Annotated in this window: 15 protein-coding genes and 1 pseudogene; 4 read left to right on the forward strand and 12 right to left on the reverse strand. The window is 70.1% G+C overall.

The features are described from left to right. Positions 1 to 145: 145 nt before the first annotated feature. From ACSMXV_RS06380 to ACSMXV_RS06400, 5 genes are all read right to left on the reverse strand, one after another. Positions 146 to 1,492 (reverse strand): MFS transporter, encoded by a 1,347-nt coding sequence (locus tag ACSMXV_RS06380; protein WP_473176733.1) that lies wholly within the window; start codon positions 1,490 to 1,492, stop codon positions 146 to 148. After that, positions 1,489 to 2,289 (reverse strand): SDR family NAD(P)-dependent oxidoreductase, encoded by an 801-nt coding sequence (locus tag ACSMXV_RS06385; RefSeq protein WP_473178842.1) that lies wholly within the window; start codon positions 2,287 to 2,289, stop codon positions 1,489 to 1,491. Before ACSMXV_RS06385 ends, ACSMXV_RS06380 begins: the two co-directional genes overlap by 4 nt. Positions 2,290 to 2,335: 46 nt before the next feature. After that, positions 2,336 to 3,178, reverse strand: coding sequence for a 4-phosphopantoate--beta-alanine ligase (locus tag ACSMXV_RS06390; RefSeq protein WP_473176734.1), 843 nt, complete (start codon positions 3,176 to 3,178; stop codon positions 2,336 to 2,338). After that, positions 3,175 to 4,227 carry a dihydrodipicolinate reductase gene (locus tag ACSMXV_RS06395; protein ID WP_473176735.1) on the reverse strand — a complete coding sequence of 351 codons (1,053 nt, stop codon included), beginning with the start codon at positions 4,225 to 4,227 and terminating at the stop codon, positions 3,175 to 3,177. The genes ACSMXV_RS06390 and ACSMXV_RS06395 overlap by 4 nt, the downstream gene beginning before the upstream one ends. Positions 4,228 to 4,554: 327 nt before the next feature. Beyond that, positions 4,555 to 5,403, reverse strand: coding sequence for a mycofactocin-coupled SDR family oxidoreductase (locus tag ACSMXV_RS06400; protein WP_473176736.1), 849 nt, complete (start codon positions 5,401 to 5,403; stop codon positions 4,555 to 4,557). A 477-nt stretch (positions 5,404 to 5,880) separates the two neighbouring features. On the opposite strand from ACSMXV_RS06400, the pseudogene ACSMXV_RS06405 reads away from it, so the two are divergent. Beyond that, positions 5,881 to 6,040 (forward strand): annotated as a pseudogene (locus ACSMXV_RS06405) (tyrosine-protein phosphatase); the annotation flags it as partial. Between the two features lie 42 nt (positions 6,041 to 6,082). Continuing rightward, positions 6,083 to 6,496, forward strand: coding sequence for a tyrosine-protein phosphatase (locus ACSMXV_RS06410; RefSeq protein WP_473176737.1), 414 nt, complete (start codon positions 6,083 to 6,085; stop codon positions 6,494 to 6,496). A 186-nt stretch (positions 6,497 to 6,682) separates the two neighbouring features. On the opposite strand, the gene ACSMXV_RS06415 is transcribed toward ACSMXV_RS06410, so the two are convergent. Next, entirely contained in the window at positions 6,683 to 8,101 is a 1,419-nt protein-coding gene (locus ACSMXV_RS06415; RefSeq protein WP_473176738.1) for a nickel/cobalt transporter, read from the reverse strand. A gap of 5 nt (positions 8,102 to 8,106) precedes the next feature. Then, positions 8,107 to 9,186 (reverse strand): DUF3500 domain-containing protein, encoded by a 1,080-nt coding sequence (locus ACSMXV_RS06420; RefSeq protein WP_473176739.1) that lies wholly within the window; start codon positions 9,184 to 9,186, stop codon positions 8,107 to 8,109. A gap of 151 nt (positions 9,187 to 9,337) precedes the next feature. Here ACSMXV_RS06420 and ACSMXV_RS06425 point away from each other — a divergent pair, with 151 nt between their 5' ends. Beyond that, complete coding sequence (locus ACSMXV_RS06425) at positions 9,338 to 9,580, forward strand: hypothetical protein (RefSeq protein WP_473176740.1); 243 nt, start codon at positions 9,338 to 9,340, stop codon at positions 9,578 to 9,580. A 203-nt stretch (positions 9,581 to 9,783) separates the two neighbouring features. Here ACSMXV_RS06425 and ACSMXV_RS06430 read toward each other — a convergent pair whose 3' ends face one another. The 3 genes from ACSMXV_RS06430 to ACSMXV_RS06440 form a co-directional block, all read right to left on the reverse strand. Beyond that, positions 9,784 to 10,179, reverse strand: a complete 396-nt coding sequence (locus ACSMXV_RS06430) for an SRPBCC family protein (RefSeq protein WP_473176741.1) — start codon at positions 10,177 to 10,179, stop codon at positions 9,784 to 9,786. A gap of 297 nt (positions 10,180 to 10,476) precedes the next feature. Beyond that, positions 10,477 to 11,733, reverse strand: coding sequence for an MFS transporter (locus ACSMXV_RS06435; protein WP_473176742.1), 1,257 nt, complete (start codon positions 11,731 to 11,733; stop codon positions 10,477 to 10,479). A 396-nt stretch (positions 11,734 to 12,129) separates the two neighbouring features. Continuing rightward, on the reverse strand, positions 12,130 to 13,410 hold the full coding sequence (locus ACSMXV_RS06440) for a multidrug effflux MFS transporter (RefSeq protein ID WP_473176743.1): 1,281 nt from the start codon (positions 13,408 to 13,410) through the stop codon (positions 12,130 to 12,132). 61 nt (positions 13,411 to 13,471) lie between these two features. Here ACSMXV_RS06440 and ACSMXV_RS06445 point away from each other — a divergent pair, with 61 nt between their 5' ends. Further along, the gene (locus ACSMXV_RS06445; protein ID WP_473176744.1) at positions 13,472 to 13,975 is read left to right on the forward strand and encodes a MarR family winged helix-turn-helix transcriptional regulator; all 504 of its coding nucleotides are present in this window, start codon (positions 13,472 to 13,474) and stop codon (positions 13,973 to 13,975) included. 30 nt (positions 13,976 to 14,005) lie between these two features. On the opposite strand, the gene ACSMXV_RS06450 is transcribed toward ACSMXV_RS06445, so the two are convergent. Then, positions 14,006 to 15,823 carry a TIM barrel protein gene (locus ACSMXV_RS06450; RefSeq protein ID WP_473176745.1) on the reverse strand — a complete coding sequence of 606 codons (1,818 nt, stop codon included), beginning with the start codon at positions 15,821 to 15,823 and terminating at the stop codon, positions 14,006 to 14,008. Further along, the gene (locus tag ACSMXV_RS06455; protein WP_473176746.1) at positions 15,816 to 16,814 is read right to left on the reverse strand and encodes a zinc-dependent alcohol dehydrogenase; all 999 of its coding nucleotides are present in this window, start codon (positions 16,812 to 16,814) and stop codon (positions 15,816 to 15,818) included. Before ACSMXV_RS06455 ends, ACSMXV_RS06450 begins: the two co-directional genes overlap by 8 nt. Positions 16,815 to 16,831 lie beyond the last annotated feature (17 nt).

Here is a 16,831-nt window from a genome sequence, read left to right on the forward strand (position 1 = left end):
CGTGGCCGTTCCGTCCCCGGCACTCGGCCGATGTGAAGATCACGCTCTTGCGTCACACGTTGCGGACAGCTGACCGCTGTCAGCCGTGTCCGGAGCGGGTCTGATCCTTGCGGTGCCGGTTCGCCCGAACCGGTCGGCACAGCGCCTAATCCACGACGGGTGTCCTGCCGCCCCGGACAGCCTCGACCGTGCCCGCGAGATGCTGCTCGCTGCGGAGCGAGACCGCGGTGAAGCCGATCACGCACACCGCGAGGATCCAGATGGCCGGACCGATCCAGGAACCGGTGGCAGCGACGAGCACCCCGGCGACCAACGGGGCGATACCACTGCCGAGAACCGTGCCGATGTTCTGACCGAAGTTCGATGCCGTATAGCGGATTCGGGTGGGGAACAGTTCGGCGATGAGTGTGAAGGCGGGCGGCTGGATCAGGGTGACCAGCACTCCCTGGTAGACGACAACGGCGATCAGCACCACCAGGAAGTTCGTCGCGGTGCCGAGCACCCACAGCACCGGCACCGCGGCGACCGCGTAGCCGATCAGCACCATGACGATCATGCGCCGCTGGCCGTACCGGTCACTCAGCAGGCCGGCGAACGGGGCCGTCACGGCACCGACCAGTGACCCGAGCGTCAGCGCCAGGAAGACCTGGGTGACCGGCAGGCCCCGGTTTCCTGCCAGGTACGTGGCGAACCACGCGGCGAGTCCCGCGGTCCCGTTGGCCGCGATGGCGATGCCGCCGGCCACGAGCATGTTGCGGCGGTGCTCCTTGAACGCCTCCCGCAGCGGTGCGCGGACGACCCCGTGCTGTGCCCGCTCGGAGGCGAACTCGGGCGACTCGCTCAGCTTCCGCCGGACCAGCAGCGCGGCCACCGCCAGTGGCGCGGCGATGAGGAAGCCGATCCGCCAGCCGTAGTCGGCCATCTGCTGGCTGGACATCGATGCCGCCAGCACAGCGACCAGCAGGTTGCTGAAGCCACCGCCGGCCACGAGGCCCAGCGGTGTGGCCGAGGCGAGAAGGATCCGGCGCCTGCGCGGCACCGATTCGAGCACGTAGGAGATCGAACCGAGGGTCTCCGCACCGGCGGAGAGGCCCTGGCCGAGCCGGAGCAGCACGAGCAGGACCGGTGCGGCGAGCCCGATCGTCTCGTACGTGGGCAGGATTCCGACCAGGCCGGTGCAGACACCCATCAAGGTGACCGTCGCGATGAGCGCGTAGCGGCGTCCGCGCCGGTCGCCGATCCGGCCGAACACGATGGCTCCCAGCGGCCGGGTGACGAACCCGGCGCCGAAGACCGCGAGCGAGCTCAGCAGAGACGTGGCGGGGGTGTCGGCGGGGAAGAAGAGGGGCGCGAAGAACACCGTCAGCACGCCATAGAGGGCGAAGTCGTAGGACTCGATGAACGTGCCTGCGAATCCCGCTGCGACGACCCTCCTGGCCTCTGGCGACAGCCGTCCATCGGAGGTGCCGGGCTCAGCCGGCTTGCCCGTCACGTCGTCGCCCTCGGAATGGTGGGCTGGTAGCCGGTGGCACCGCCGTCGACGGTGATCTGAGTACCCGTCACGTACTTGGACTCGTCCGAGGCGAGGTAGACGGCGGCGGCCGCGATGTCGGCGGGTTCGCCGAGCCGGGGCAGCACCAGCATGCCGCGGATCACCCGCATGTACTCCTCGTCGGCAAGCAGTTGCCGCATGCCGCTGCCCTCGGTCCGGATGAAGCCGACGATGATCGCGTTGGACCTGATGTCGTCCGCGCCGTAGTCCGCGGCCATCTGCCGGGTGAGCGCGTTGATCCCGCCCTTGGATGCCTGGTAGGCAGGCCGGCTCCGCAGTGCCCGGATGCTGGAGGACGCCGAGATGTTGACGATCGACCCGCCGCCCGCACGGCGCATGTGCGGGATGGAGTACTTGCACGCCCACTGGACGCCGTAGAGCGCCGTCCGGATGACACGGTCCCAGACCTCGGCGTCGATCTCGTCGACATGGCTGTCGGCGCCGCTCGCGGTCACATCGGTGGCGGCGGCGCTGTTCACCAGTGCCGTCACCGGGCCGAACGCGTCGACGGTGGTCTCCACCGCATGGGCGACATCGGCCTCCACGCTGCTGTCGGCCTGGATGTAGCGCACGGTGTGGCCCGTGTCGGCCAGCCGCTTCTCCAGCGCGTTCCCGGTCTCCGCCGAGCGCCCGATGAACGCCACCGAAGCCCCTTGCTCGGCGAACATCTCGACGATCCCGGCCCCGATGCCCGCCGTCCCGCCGGTCACCAGAGCAACCTTGTCCCGCAGCCGCATGTCCTTCACCTCCTGAGTCCTTCGTCTGCCGCATCTCTTGCTGCTGTCATGGAACGGTCACGCCGACGTTGTCGATCAGCGGCGTCGTCCCGAACGTCGTCGACGCGAGGAGCCGCACCTCCCCGCCGAGCGTGTCCAGCGGCCGCAGGGTGTCGGCCTCGATCGCGACGACGTAATCGGGGGACGACACCTCCCGCAGCCGGCCGAGGACGAATTCCGTCACCTTCCGGGCGCTGCGTTCCCCGCCGCGGATCGCCTCCGCCGCGGCGGTCAGCGCCCGGTACAGCTCGGGCGCCCGTTCCCGGTCGGCGGCGCTCAGCCGGGCGTTGCGGCCGGACATGGCCACTCCGTCGGATTCGCGCACCGAGGGCACCCCGACGATCCGGGACGGCAGCAGAAGGTCCTCTGCCATCCGCCGCACCATCACCAGCTGCGGCCAGTCCTTCTCCCCGAAGTAGGCGGTGCACGGCCCCGCGATGTTGAGCAGCGTGAGCACCATGGTGACCACCAGGTCGATGTGGCGGCCTTCCGGCATGTCGCGCAGGTGCGTGGAAAGCTCGGGCATGTCGATGGACGTGGCGGAGGGCCGCCGGTAGAAATCGTCCTGGCGGGTCACGAAGAGCAGGTCCACACCGGCCTCTTCGAACAGCTTCGCGTCCCGGTCGAAGTCGCGTGCGTAGACCTGGGCCGAGTCCGGGGCCCAGTCCAGACGCATGGCGCCGTTCCAGAACACCGTGACGATGTCGTGCTCGCGGCGCGCGGCCCTCGCCAGCGACAGATGGCCGTCATGCGTGCCACCGCTGGTGCCGACGAAACCGATAGTCCTGCCCGCGGCACGGTGCTCGTCGAGGATCCGCCGTGCCTCGTCCCGCCGTTCGACAACGATCACCGCAGCCCCTCGCCGAGGGTGGCCGCGCGGGGCGCCGCGATGTCCAGCACCGTGCGGTATCCGGGCGCGGCCTCCACGAGGCGGGGGATGAAGTTCACCGCGCGAGCCGCGTTGAGCGCGGAGACCGGGTCACGCGTGTCGGCGTTGTGTCCGTGCGGCAGGTTGAACTCGCACACGATGTCCGGCTCACCGGTGATCTCGACGCGCCAGTTGGGCTCCTCAGCGCTCTGCCGCCACCCCGCGGCCAGCCCCAGCGCGACGGTGTGCTCGGTGACGAGCTCGAAGAACGGCTTCTCGCCGTGGTAGGCGACGTGGGTCCAGCGCGCTCCGGCCACTGCCCCCTTGCCGATCTTCATGCCGCTGGCCGGGAGGATGAGGTCCTCCCGTGCGAGCGCGATGTCCTTGGCGGTCCGCCTGACGTCCGTCACCTCCAGGCCCAGCCCCGCCCCGATCAGGGCTGCCGACTGGCCCGCGCCCCACATCCATCCCTCGTCGACCGCCGTCGTGTCCGCGTCCGGCTCCCGGCCGATGCCGAGCCCGAGGTCCAGCTGAAGTGGCGAGGGATAGTGCGGGACGTGGTCGCGCTGGACAGCGCGGATGTACCGCACCTGGCCCGAGTACCCGGAGGCGAACAGCGGGAGTACGTCGCTGATCAGGCCGGGAATGTTGCCACCGGCGGCGAAGGTGCTGTCTCCGCTCTCGCAGGCGGCCACGATCCGGCCGTACTCCGGCAGTTCCTGGAGCCACCATCCACCCATACCGGAGTAGACGTTCGTCCCGGCGGCCAGGAAGTCCGCGACGATGCCGGGCTCCCAGGTCAGGCCGTGCCAGGTCATGCAGTCCGCGCGGAGCGCGACGAGCGCGGCGACGTCCCTGGTCGCGGCGACTCCGATCGGCCCGATGCCGGCCAGTTCGCCGACGTCACGGCCGTCCTTCTCCGCGTGATGGACGAGTACGCCGACGATCTCGTACCCCGGGTCCGCGGCGAGCAAGCGGATGACTTGCTTCCCAACTCCCCCGGTGTAACAGACGACAACACGAGTGACCATCGATAACCTCCTGGAAAGTAGAGACGCTTGTTGCGCGGCTTACTCGCCCGCAGGCCTTCCGGGGGGCTTGCCGCTCGATGCCCTCGAACCGGGCAGGCAGCTTTCCGCGGGCGTCCATGTCCACGTCCACGTGCCGGGTGGCCGGAGCGGGGCCGGTGGAGTGCTGTCAGTGCGGACGCCGGGCCCCCGCGTACCTCTCCGAAGCACACCGGCACCGGGGACGGAACGGCCGTGCGCCGTGCGCCCCCACCGCTCGGCGGGATGCCGCCGGCGCGAGGGGCACGCGACCGGGCTCGCCACTGGCGAAACGTCAGAGCCTGCGGAAGGTCAGCGGTGCCAGTCGTTCCACTTGAGGTAGGTGCCGGCGTCGACGCGCAGCTGCTGGCCGGTGACGTAACGGGACTCGTCGGAGGCGAGGAAGAGCACCGCGCTGCTGATGTCGGACGGCTCCACGTAGGGAACAGGGATTGACTGCTGGTTGACGAAGGAGGGCTCGGCGTCCTCGCGGGTGGGCGCTTCGAGATCGGGCCGGAACGCCTTGTACATCGCCTGGTTGTGCAGCATCTGCGTGTTGCAGTTCGTCGGGTGCACGATATTGGCCCGGATCATCTGGGGGGCCACGTTCTTGGCGAGCTCGTGGATGTACTCGGACAGGGCGCGCTTGGCGTACGCGTACCCGGTGCCTCCGGGGTCGGCGCCGGGCGCGACGGGGATGACCGCGGCGACCGAACCGGTGGCGATCACCGAGCCCCCTTCGGCCAGGTGCGGTAGCGCGACCTGCACCGCGTTGATGGCGCCGACGAGGTTCACGTTGACGACATCGCTCCAGGCCTGCATCGGCGGGGTCCCGTCGAGCGGGGCGATACCGGCCTGCGCCACCACGATGTCCAGGCGGCCCAGCTCGGCGAGGCCGCTCTCCAGGGCCTCCTTCAGTTGCACGCGGTCGCTCACGTCGGCCTGCACGGCCACGATGCGCCGTCCCCGCTCCTCGACCAGCCGGACGGTCTCCTTGAGGTCGTCAGGGGTCGCCATCGGGTAACCGGTCGACGCGTAGTCACGGCAGCGGTCGACCGCGATGATGTCCGCTCCCTCTTCGGACAGCCGGACGGCATGGCTGCGTCCCTGACCACGTGCCGCACCGGTGATGAAGGCGACTTTGCCCTGTACCCGTCCCATGCGTGACTCCCTTGTCATGGTGTTGTTCGGGGTGGTGTCGTGCCTGGTGCTCTGGATGGCGTGAAACAGTCGGCCGTTCGCGCGCCTCGCTATAGTCTTAAGATATATATCAAAGCAAGGAAAGTGACCAGGGTCTGCGGAGCACGGATCGAGCACTGTGCCGCGATCACCGGGCCGCCGCGTACCACGGAGATCAGCCCGCCCCGCCACCCAAACCGGGCCAGAAGCTCCTCCTACACCCTCGCCGCGGCGGCCCTCGTCTTCGCCGTCACCGCCCCGGAGGCCGCCGCATACGCGCGTGGGCGGCGAACAGCTCGATCACCAGGCTCCCCGACACAACATCCGGCCGTATCCCCTTCACCGAGGCGACCGTCACCGGGGACCGGGACGCCAGGGACCGGGACGCCGGGGACATACAAGATCGCCTGGAAAGCGCCGGGGGCACGCCAAGTCACCATCAAGGCCGGGCACAAGCCTGTGGCGACCGGCGGCGCGACCGGCGAGGTCACCGTCACCGGGCTGCCGGAGAACGCCGACCGGCAGTGGTTCGACCTGGTCCCCGACCACAGCGAGGGCCTGCACCTCGCCGACCGGCACATCCAGATTGACGGCGCCGACAACTTCCGTGACATCGGCGGCTACCGCACCAAGGACGGCCACTGGGTCAGGATGGGCCAGGATGGGCCAGGTCCACCGCTCGGATGCCCTGGCCGAACTCACCCTCCGCCTGTCCGGGATCACCGACGACATCGCCTCGTCCGGGGCCCTGTTCCACTGCACCTCGGGCAAGGACCGCACCGACTGGGCCGCCGCCTCGCTGCTCACCGCGCTGGGCGTGCCGCGCCAGACCGTGAGGGCCGATTACCTCTCCTCCAATGACGACTTGGCGGAGTACAAGGCCACCGCCCCCGCCTCCATGCCCCCGGAACAGGCGAAGATCCACAATCCTCTCCTCGATGTCCGGCCCGAGTACCTCAACGCCGGATTCGACGAGGTGCAGGAGGAGTTCGGCTCGTTCCGGACCTACGAGAAGCAGGCCCTCGGACTCGACGCGGAGCAGATGAAGGAGCTGAAGGAGCAGCTGCTCGCCTGAAGCCGGCGTACTAGGGCCTGTGTCGGAAGTGGCGCCTGCCTCGCGACGCCTGGCACGCACGCTCGCCGCGTTGCCGGATTGCCCTAGTAGCTCCGCTACGAGGACATTCCGGCGCCTTGCGATCGCACGCACCAGACGCCGCGAGGCCCGCCCTTCGGGCGAACGACGCCACTTCCGACACAGGCCCTAGTACTCCAGCAGTCCGCTCACTCCACTGGCCGTGATGGTCAGGCCGAGGAGGGTCACGACGGCCGCGGAGACCATCGGCAGCCACCGGATCAGCGGGCTCCGCCTGTCCGGGCGCTGGAACCTTTCCAGCCTCGTACGGGCGCTGACCAGGATCAGCCCGAGTCCGACCAGCACCCCGGCCAGCCCGACACTGAACGCGACGATCATGGCCAGGCCCAGCGCCGTGCGGTTGAGCCCGATGGCGAGCAGGAGCACGCCCAGGGCCTCGGGGCAGGGGATGATCCCCCCGGAGACGCCCATGGCGGCGAGACCGCGGAAGGTGGTGGGGACGGTCAGGGGCGCGTGATGGTGGTGGTGACGACCCTCCCCGTGACTGTGGCCCTCCCCGTGACTGTGGCCGTGGCTGTGACTGTGGTCGTGGCTGTGTTCATGTCCATGACTGTGCCCGTCGCGCTGGTGCCAGCGCCGCAGTAGCAGTCGCGCGCCGAGGACCAGTACGACCGCCCCAGCGGTGATCTCCAGTACCGGCACCAGGACTTCGGGTACGACGAACCGGCCCGCGAAGAGCACCAGCGTGCCGAGTGCGATCACGGAGGCGGTGTGGGTGACGGTGATGACCGCGCCGAGGGCGACCGCCTGCCGGGGGGTGCTGTTGGCGCCGACCAGGTAGGAGGCGAGGAGGGCCTTGCCGTGGCCGGGTGTCAGGGCGTGCAAGGCGCCGAGCAGGGCGCAGGTGCCGATCAGCAGGAGCAGTGCCCAGGGGGAGGTCAGCGGGGCGCGCAGGGCACCGAGCATCGCCCCCTCCCCCTCCCCCGCGTCGGCGGAGCTCGGAACGGCGGTTACCGCCCCCTCCCCGAACGTCAGCGTCATGGCCCGCCCCTCGTCCCCTCGCTCGAATCCGCTGGGGCGCACCGCGTCCGTCGCCGCGACCAGCACGTCCGCCTGGACCGTCGTACGGACGCCAGGGTCGTACTCGTTGGTGAAGACGACCTGGCCGAGGCTGCCGGGCGATGGCAGTCCGGCCGTCAGGTTGACGCGTACCGCGCCGCCGGCCGCGGCCAGCAGCGCGTACTCGGCGTACTCGCTCCCCGTCACGGTCAGCTTCACCTCCCGGCCGTCCACGCGCAGCGCGAGGGCCGAGGTCACAAGGTCGAGGTGGGCGGCCCTCTCGCGGGCGTCGAACTCCTCGTCGCCGTCGGTGTCGACGGACTCGGCGAAGGCCGGCGCCACCAACACCCCTGGTGTGATGGTGAGTTCGGCGTCGAGGCGGGTGGTGGTGGGCGTCAGGTATGCCTGTTGCACCACCTCGTCACTGGGGTGCGCCGCGGCGGGTGCGGCGGCGAGGCCAGACCCGGCGGCGACCAGCGCGAGGGCCGCCGTCCACCGGGCCAGGCGACGGGTGAGGGGCGAGGTCACGGACGTCAGTCCTCGGCGCCGTAGTCGTTGCCGTTCTCGCGGTAGATGGAGTGGATGTGGGTGACCCCACCGGCGTTGGCGCCCTGGCCCTGCTGGTGGGCGAACTCGATCGTGAACGACGGGCTCTGCACCCGGTAGTAGATCGGCTGGTCGCTCTCGGTTGAGCCGTACCAGGCGAAGTACGTGCTCTTGAGGTTCTTCTCGGCGTCCGTCAGCTTGGCCTCCGCCTGCTCGTCGTTGAGGGGGGTGATCCACTCGTCGATCAGGTCGAGCAGCAGCTTCCGCTGGTTCGCGTCGAGGTCGGATGCCTTGACGCCCTCGCTCTCCAGGGTCTTCCCGTCCTGCCCGGCGCCCAGCACGATCTCGGTGACCGCGCTGTCCAGCTCGGCCGTGTCGAACTGCTCGTCGTCCAGCGACTCCACGACCTTGAACGCCTTCTCGGTCTCGCCCTTCAGCGGCTCGACCTCGTTCCCGTCCTTGTCGTAGTACGCGGGCTGGGCGGCCCACAGGGTCGGGCCGAGCGTCATGGTGTCGCCGGTCAGGGTGACATTGACGGCGAGGTGGTGGCCGCCGTACTGGAGCGTCCACTGCTCGGTCTCGGACGGGGTACCGAGGACGCGGATCCAGTAGTGGTCCGCGCCGAAGTCGAGGTCCATGCCGCCCTGTTCCTTCAGGACGCCGTCGCCGTACGTGATTCCGGTGACCTGCTCATAGCCGTCCTCGCTGAGCGCCGCCTTGAGGATGGCGAGCACCGCGGCCTGCTGCTCGTCGTCGAGGGAGTCCATCCTGAGGCCCGCGCGCTCGAAAAGCTGGTCGGGCAGGTTGGACCACTGCGACAGGTTGGCCTGGGTGCGCTCGGCCTGCACGGACGACTTCTGCGAGTCGTCCAGGGTGGCCAGGAACGCCTTGGTCGCGGTCAGGACCTGGGTGGCCGCCTTGCCGCCGCCGGAGCCGGACGACGTGGTGGCGGACGCGGAGGCCGAGGCGTCCGTGGACGTCGACGACGACTCGGAGTCACCTGACCCGCAGGCGGTCGCGAACAGGAGCACGGCGGCAACACCGGCCGCGAGACGGTATTCGGACACGGCAGTTCTCCAATGGACGGGGGAGTGGGGGGAGCGGGAGGGGACGTCCTAGGCGGTGATCATGGAGAACACTGATGGAAGTGTCAAATACGATGTATGCCTCATCACCTTGGCAAGTGGCAGTCGAAAACCCTGTATATGCGGATAAGGGATGCGCTCGACCAGCGTGATCACTGACGAAACTGCTAACGAAATGACAGGTTCGGCCGCCTGTCCACGCGCATTTAAGTCGCGGATCTGCTTCTTCTGCGACACCGGGCTGTCACCGGCACCGCAGGCGATGAAGTCGGTGTGGGAACTGGCCGGTACGCAGCACATCCTGTTCGCCACCGACTGGCCGTTCACCAACACCCTGCAAGTCCGCGTTCACGAACGGGCCTGTCCGTCTCCCTGATCGCCGTGGTCGCGGGCGTCCTCGCCGCCGCCATCGGCCGTCTCTTCCGCGCTCCGAAGACACCGCCCACGGTGGACTGACCTTGCTGTCTGTGGCGGCAGGCTCCCGCCAAGTCTCGGCTCGCGCGCGGTCCTGGCGGGAGCGGGCGGTCGTGGCATGGCCCGCGGCCAGGAGGACCTGACCGCCGCCGGCCCGCGTCCGTCTCAAGGATGTGTGGCGAAGTACCGGGCGATGCCCGCGATTCCGTCGCTGACGGCCCGCTCGACGATGGGCGCCAGGCCCTCCGGAAGGATCTCCTGGCTGTAGACCACGCGTGAGCCGTCTCCGTCGGGGAGCACGTCGATGGTGCCGAGATGGAAGTCGATGGGCAGGGGCAGGCCCTCGACGAACCGGTACTGGAAACGCCGCAGGTCGTCGTTCTTCGTCACAACGAGGGCCTTCAGCATCCCCTCGGGCGTGCGCAGGTGGCGGTGTACGCCGTCGAAGTGTGCCTCCTGCACGGCCGGGAACCACTCCGGAATCGTGCTCACGTCGGTGAGCACGGCCCAGACGCTGTCAGGGTCCTGCTTGACCTTGGTGTCGAAACGAAGGGTTGCCACATGACCTCCTTGGGTCGCGACGGTGTCACGAGGATCGAAGAAGCTACGGCGTCTTGCCGGAGCGCGGTTGGGCAGGGCTTGCGGTGCTCACGGCCGCGGGGAAGCGGCCGCAGGGCTCGATGTCACACCCCCTGGACGCGGACCGTGACGAACCGCCAGCCGTCAGAGGGCGGCGCAGGATGCAGTCGTACCAGCCAGCCGGCGCCGTCGGCGCGCCGTAGGTGTCGCGGGGTGGACATGCTCCGGACTCTCTGCGAACGGGTTGAGTGGCTGCTCATGGCGACCAGGTGGGCCAGGTCACGGCTGCGGACTCTCCGCCACGGCCACCGTCCCGCGAAGGGCGAGCCACAGGCCCGCCGCCACCACCGCCGTGGCGAGGCCGAGGAGGCCGACGGCTGCGGCGAGGCTTCCGACGACGGATGCGATGGCGATGAGGACGAGCGGGCAGACGAACTGTCCGAAGAAGAACGCCGCCGTCCACAGGCCAGTGCCGCGGCCGCGGTCGGCGTACTTCAGCTTGGACATCCCCCAGGTGAGCAGCGAGGGCAGCAGGAGGCCGGTGCCGATGCAGTTGAGGACCGCGCCGGCGATGAGGACCGCGGGGGTGCCGGCCAGCGCCATCACCGCGAATCCGGCCGCGCACAGGGCGAAGATCGCGGGCAGCCTGCGCTCCGGTCGGCCGGACAGCTTGGCGAAGACGATGCAGCCGGCCACGGTGGCGGCGCTGGCGAGCGCGGTCGCCAGACCGATGACACCGCTCGACTCCACGCCCAGGTCGTCCAGAAGGTACGCCGTCTCCACCGGGACCGTGTAGAAGACGATGCCGCCGAACACCGACAGCGTGCAGATGCCCGCCATCTTCCGCACGGGGAACGGTCGTGCTTCGCCGCGGAGCGTCTCATCCGACTCGGGGGCGTCGGCCGGCCTGGGCCGGGGCAGGAACGCGGCCATCGCAGGTGCCAGGAGCAGGCCGACGGCGTAGAGCCAGAAGGGGGCCCGCCAACCCGCCGAGCCGATCGCACCACCGACCACGAAGAAGGCGGTCGCGGAGGCGGAGGCGCACACGGTCTGCAGGGCGAGGTAGCGGTCTCGGGTCCGGCCCGTGAAGTAATCACCTATCAACGTGGTGCAGCACGTCATGATGGCGGCCTCGCAGACACCGACGAGGGCGCGGCTCGCCACGATGGCACCGAGCGAGTCCAGCCACAGCGGTGCAGTGCCGAACAGCGAGTACAGCACGGCGGCGACGACCAGCAGGCGTTTGCGTCCCAGCCGGTCGATGATGACTCCCGCGAAGGGCGCCAGCAGGGCGAGCGCGAGCGCCGGAATCGACAGGACGACCGGGACCAGCGCCTTGGCCCCGGCCACCCCCTCGAAGTGGTCCTGCATCTTCGGCAGCACCGGAGCCAGCAGGACGGCGCCGAGGATCGGCAGACAGCTGCCGGCCATCAGCAGTGTCACCAGCAAGGGACCCGCGCCTTCGGGAACGGTCTTGGTACTCACGGCCGCGCCACCCGTGGGCGCGGACGACGGCGGGGAAACGTATCCGGGCAAGCGGAGCCTCCACGAGGGCGGTGGCAGGGTGCGCGACCGTGCCGCCGTCGTGGCCGTGCCACGTCGGGGGCATCGCTGCACCCGGGGGAATGAGCCCGAAGTAGCGGGCGTCAGGTAACTGGCACGACTATGAGCCGGGGCCCTCCCGGTGCCTAGCCCTCGCGTGAACGAAGTCTCCGATCGCGTTCATCCATCCTGTGGATCGTCCGAGGCACGTGACCTGCCCGGGCACCTGGGGCGTCTTCGTGATCCGTACGGGACTCCCCGACCTGTGGGTTCCCCAGCGCGTGCCCGTCTTCGCCTCGCGTTCCGAAGGGTGAGCCCTCAGGCCGCGCCCGGCCGGGTTTGACCCCGCACGTCCTCCGTGGGGAGTGGACGGTCGGTGACGATTGAGAGCTAACGCCGGACTGTCGAATCACCTGGTTCGCCATGCCCCTGCCAGGGCCGGGCGAGACCTACGAGGGCAAGCCCCGCCCCGGCCACGGCGATCAGCATGATCAGCGCCATCGGCAGGGAGCTGTCCTCGCCGAACAGTCCCACCAGCGGTGAGGCGAGGGCCCCGAAGAAGAACTGCAGGCCGCCCAGGAGCGCGGACGCCGCACCCGGAGCCACACGGCCCACCGCCTGGCCGATGCTCATGCCTCCGGGGAAGACCAGGCCGATACCACTGACGGTCACGAACAGCGTGATCCAGGTGCCCGCGAGGCTCTCGCCCACGACCATGACCAGCAGGGCCTGCGCCAGTGCACCCAGCAAGGAGATGCCGACGCCGGCTGTGAGGAGCGTGTTCAGGCGTACACCCCGGCCGGCCAGGCGAGAGAAGACCGCCCCGGCGATCAGCATGCCGACGGCGTTGGTGGCGAAGATGAGGGAGTACGTCGTCGAGGAGACCCCGTGGAGGTTTTCGAAGACGAAGCTGGAGCCGCTGATGTAGGAGAACAAGGCGGCCGAGACGAGGGCGACGACGAGGACGTACCCCATGAACGTGCGGCTGGCGAGCAGCGAGCCCATCGCGCGGAAAGTGCTCGCGACCCCGCCGCCCTGGCGCCGCTCGGGTGGCAGCGACTCGGGCACCGCGCGTAGTACGGCGAGCAGGAGCAGCACGCCCAGAACGGCCAGCACGGCGAACACCGCTCGCCAGGTGGCCACGGACAGGATCACCCCGCCGAGCACCGGCGCGGCGATCGGTGCCACACCCATGACCTGGGAAAGCACCGCGAAGTAGCGCGGCAGTTCGGCCCCGCGGAAACGGTCGGTGAGCACGGCACGGGCCAGCACCATGCCTGCCGCGCCGGCCAGGCCCTGCAGGAAGCGGGCGCCGGTCAGGACGGTGACGTTCGGGGCGACGGCGCAGGCGAGTGAGAAGAGGACGAACCCGGCCGACCCGGATATCAGCAGCCGACGCCGGCCGAGCCCGTCGCTGAGCGGACCGATGATCAGCTGGCCGACGACGAGCCCGGCCAGGAACGCGGTCATCGTCAGCTGCACGGCCGAACTGCTCGCCCCGAGCGCGTCCCCCATCGTGGGGAAGCCGGGGACGTACATGTCGGTCGCCAGCGGGGCGACTGCGGTCAGGGCTCCGAGTACGGCGACGAGGGCGGCGACCGTACGCCCGGAAGGAGCGGGGCCGCCAGGGTCCGGCACGACGGCGGTACGGGAGGGGGACGCGGTTACCATGGCCATAAAGATAGCCGATAGTTCACTAGCTAACAAATATTTTATTGAGAAGGCGAGCCGCATGCCCTCCTCCCCCGCCTCCGCCGCGGACGTCCGCGCTCAGTGGGCCACCCACAACCCCGGCCTGGACACCTCCCCCATGGAGCTTGTCGGCCTGCTCAAGCGCGCCACGGGCCTGCTCAACCGTGCTGTGGAGCCCCTCTACGCGGGCGCTCCCCTCACCGCGCCCGAGGTCGACATGCTCATCCCCCTCCGCCACGCAACCGACCCGGTCATCGCCCGCAGCCTCGCCGAGCGGCTGGGCCTGTCCCGGGCGGGCGTGAGCAAGACTCTCGGCAAACTGGAGAAGCGCGGCTTCATCGCCCGCACCCCCAACCCCGCCGACCGCCGTGCCGCCCTGGTCACCATTACCGAGGCCGGCGCCCAGGCCGTCGACGACTTCTTCCCCCGCCAACTCGCCGCCGAGGTCGACCTGTTGGCGGGTCTTGGAGAGGACCGGGAGTGGGTGCGCAAGGCGCTGGGACGGCTGGTGGAGGCCATGGAGACGCGCGTGGCCCACGACTGACGCGCGGACACACAGCCTTCTTCCGGGCCGTCATCGCCGCTGCGCGGCCAGGCGGACGGGAGCGTTGGCGGCACCGTAGCCGCCGTAGCCGCCGGTGCGTTGGACGATCTCGAAGAAGACGCGGCCCACGGTGGCCGTGTAGCAGTGGCGGAACTCGGCTCCGCGTTCGTCGCGGTCGTAGAGGATGCCGAGTTCCCGGTACGTCTGCAGCTCGCCGGGGGCGAACTCGTAGCGGGCGTCGAGATCCTCGTAGTAGTTGGCGGGGATCTTCAGCAGTTCCGCGCCGGCGGCACGGATGCGGCGGGCGGCCTCGGCGATGTCGTCGGTGGCGAGGGCGATGTGCTGGGCCCGGGTGCGGGTGCGGCTCTCCGCCGCCGGGCTGGGCGCCAGGTTGAGGACGAGCCGGAGGCCGCGTGTGCCTTCCGGGCCGTCTGTGCTGCCGGAGAGGGCGCGGCTGCGGAAGAGCCCGTAGGGGTCGGCCAGATCGACGCTCTCGTGCGGGCGCAGGCCCAGGACGGTGCGGTGGAAGAGGACGGCTTCGTCGAAGTGGTGCCAGGGCTGGGTCAGGGCAACGTGGTCGACGCCGGTGATGCTTCCGCCTGCTGAGTCGGCCTGCTGGGGGTGGGCGGCGGTCGTGAAGTCGCCTGTCCAGTCGGCGTGTTCGGGGCGGCGGGTGGCGCAGAAGAACAGTTCGGTGCCGTCGGGGGCGGCGACCGCGTCCAGCGGGACGTCCTCCCCGCTACGGCGTCGGGGCAGGACGGGGGCGAGCAGGGACTCGGCACGGTGGGCGGCGGCGCGGGGGTCGGGGGTCTCCAGGCCGATGGCGGTGAGGGCCGTGCCTTCGCCGCGGGTGCCGGTGCCATGGTTCAGCAGGATGCGGGCGTCGCCCTGTTCCCACAGTTCCACCGGTTTTCCGGTGTGCCGTCCGGTGCGCCGGAAGCCGAGTCCGGCCAGCAGTTCGGTCACGGGCTGCGGGTCGGCGGTGGCGAGTTCGACGAAGGCGATGCCGGACGGGACGACCGGCGCCGGGAGCGGGGAGATGCCCGCGCTCTCCTCCAGGGCGATCAAGGAGCGCAGCGCGTCGACGGCGGTGCTGCCCGCGTCCGCCTGGCGGAACACGTCGTTGAAGACTTCCAGGGAGAGCGGGCCCCGGTACCCGGCGTTCACGACGTGGCGGACGAGGGAGGTCACGTCGAGGCCGCCCTGGCCGGGGAAGCAGCGGTAGTGGCGGCTCCACTGGAGGACGTCCATGGCCATCAGTGGGGCGTCGGCGAGCTGCAGGAAGAAGATCTTCTCGCCGGGGATGTCCTCGATGCCCTTGGGGGCCGAGTCACGGGAGAGGATGTGGAAGCTGTCCAGGCAGACGCCGAGCGCGGGGTGGTCGGCCTGGTCGACGATGCGCCAGGCGTGGTCGTACGTGCTGACGTGCCGTCCCCAGGCGAGCGCCTCGTAGGCGACCCGGATGTCGAACTCCTGGGCAAGCTCGGCCAGTCGGACGAGTTGCCCGGCGGCGAGCGCATCGTCGTCCACGGCGTGCGGGGAGACGTTGGAGCACACCAGGAGCGTGTCGACCCCGAGCCTGCGCATGACGTCGAACTTGCGCTCCGCCCGGCGCAGTTGGCGTACGAACTCTTCCTCGGGCACGGCCTCGACGTCCCGCATCGGCTGGTAGAGGTCGATCGTGAGCCCGAGGTCGGCGGTGCGGGCGCGGATCTCCTCCGGAGGCAGCGGGCTGGCGAGGAGGTCGCTTTCGAAGATCTCGACTCCGTCGAAGCCCGCGCGGGCGGCCGCGGTCAGCTTCTCGGTCAGTGAACCGCTGAGGCAGACGGTCGCGATGGACTTACGCATGCACACCTCCGTCGGAGTCCCGGATGCTGATCCAGGTCTTTCCGGCACGTTCGGCGGCGCCGGCGAACGCCTGTTGGGCCTGGTCGAGCGGGAAGCGGGCCTCGATGACGGCACCGGGCCGAGCCTCGGGCAGCTCGGCGATCGCGGTCGTGAAGTCGTCAGGGTGGTCGTAGATCATCGACCCGCGGAGCACCAGTTGGCGGCGGACCACGTCGTCGGTGGTGAGCGGCAGTTGGTGGGGGTTGAGGCCGATCAGGACGACGGTGGCGCCGGGGGCGGCGCGGTCCACGGCCGGGCGCAGGGCCGGTGCGTGGCCGGAGGTCTCGAAGACGTACGTGAACCCGGTGCGGCCGTCGTCGGGTGTCGCGCCCAACCGTTCGGCGTGGGCGAGCCGTTGCGGGTGAGGCTCGGTGACGACCGGTTCGATGCCGAGGCGGGACAGGATCAGGCAGACCAGCAGCCCCTGCGCCCCGGCACCGACGACCAGACAGCGGTCGGCGGCCGTGACGCCGCTGCGCCGCACGGCGGCCCGAGCCACGGTGTAGGGCTCGGTGGCGGCGAGGTCGGCGCCGGTGAGGCCATCTGGGACCTCCGGGACGGGGTGGGCGAAGTGCGCGGGGAGGGCGACGCGTTCGGCGAGGACGCCCGGGGCGTTCAGGCCGACGATGGCGCGGTGCGGGCAGGCCGAGGTGAGGCCGGTGAGGCAGTCGACGCACTTCAGGCAGGCGTAGTTGGGTTCGATGACCACCCTCTGGCCCACTTGGCGGCCCCGTACGTCGCTGCCGATGGCGGCGATCCGTCCGAAGCCCTCATGCCCCATGACCCACGGGATCGCGGGCGTCAGGCGCTTGCCGTAGAAGACGGCGAGGTCGGTGCCGCACAGGCCGACGCCCTCCATCTCCACGACGACGTCGTGCGGACCACAGACGGGCTCCGCCCAGTCATCGATGGTCTCGATCCGGCCCGGCGCCGTGAGGACAGCTGCTTTCACCAGAACTCCTAGCGGTC

It is taken from the genome of Streptomyces sp. DSM 42067 (assembly GCF_055792885.1).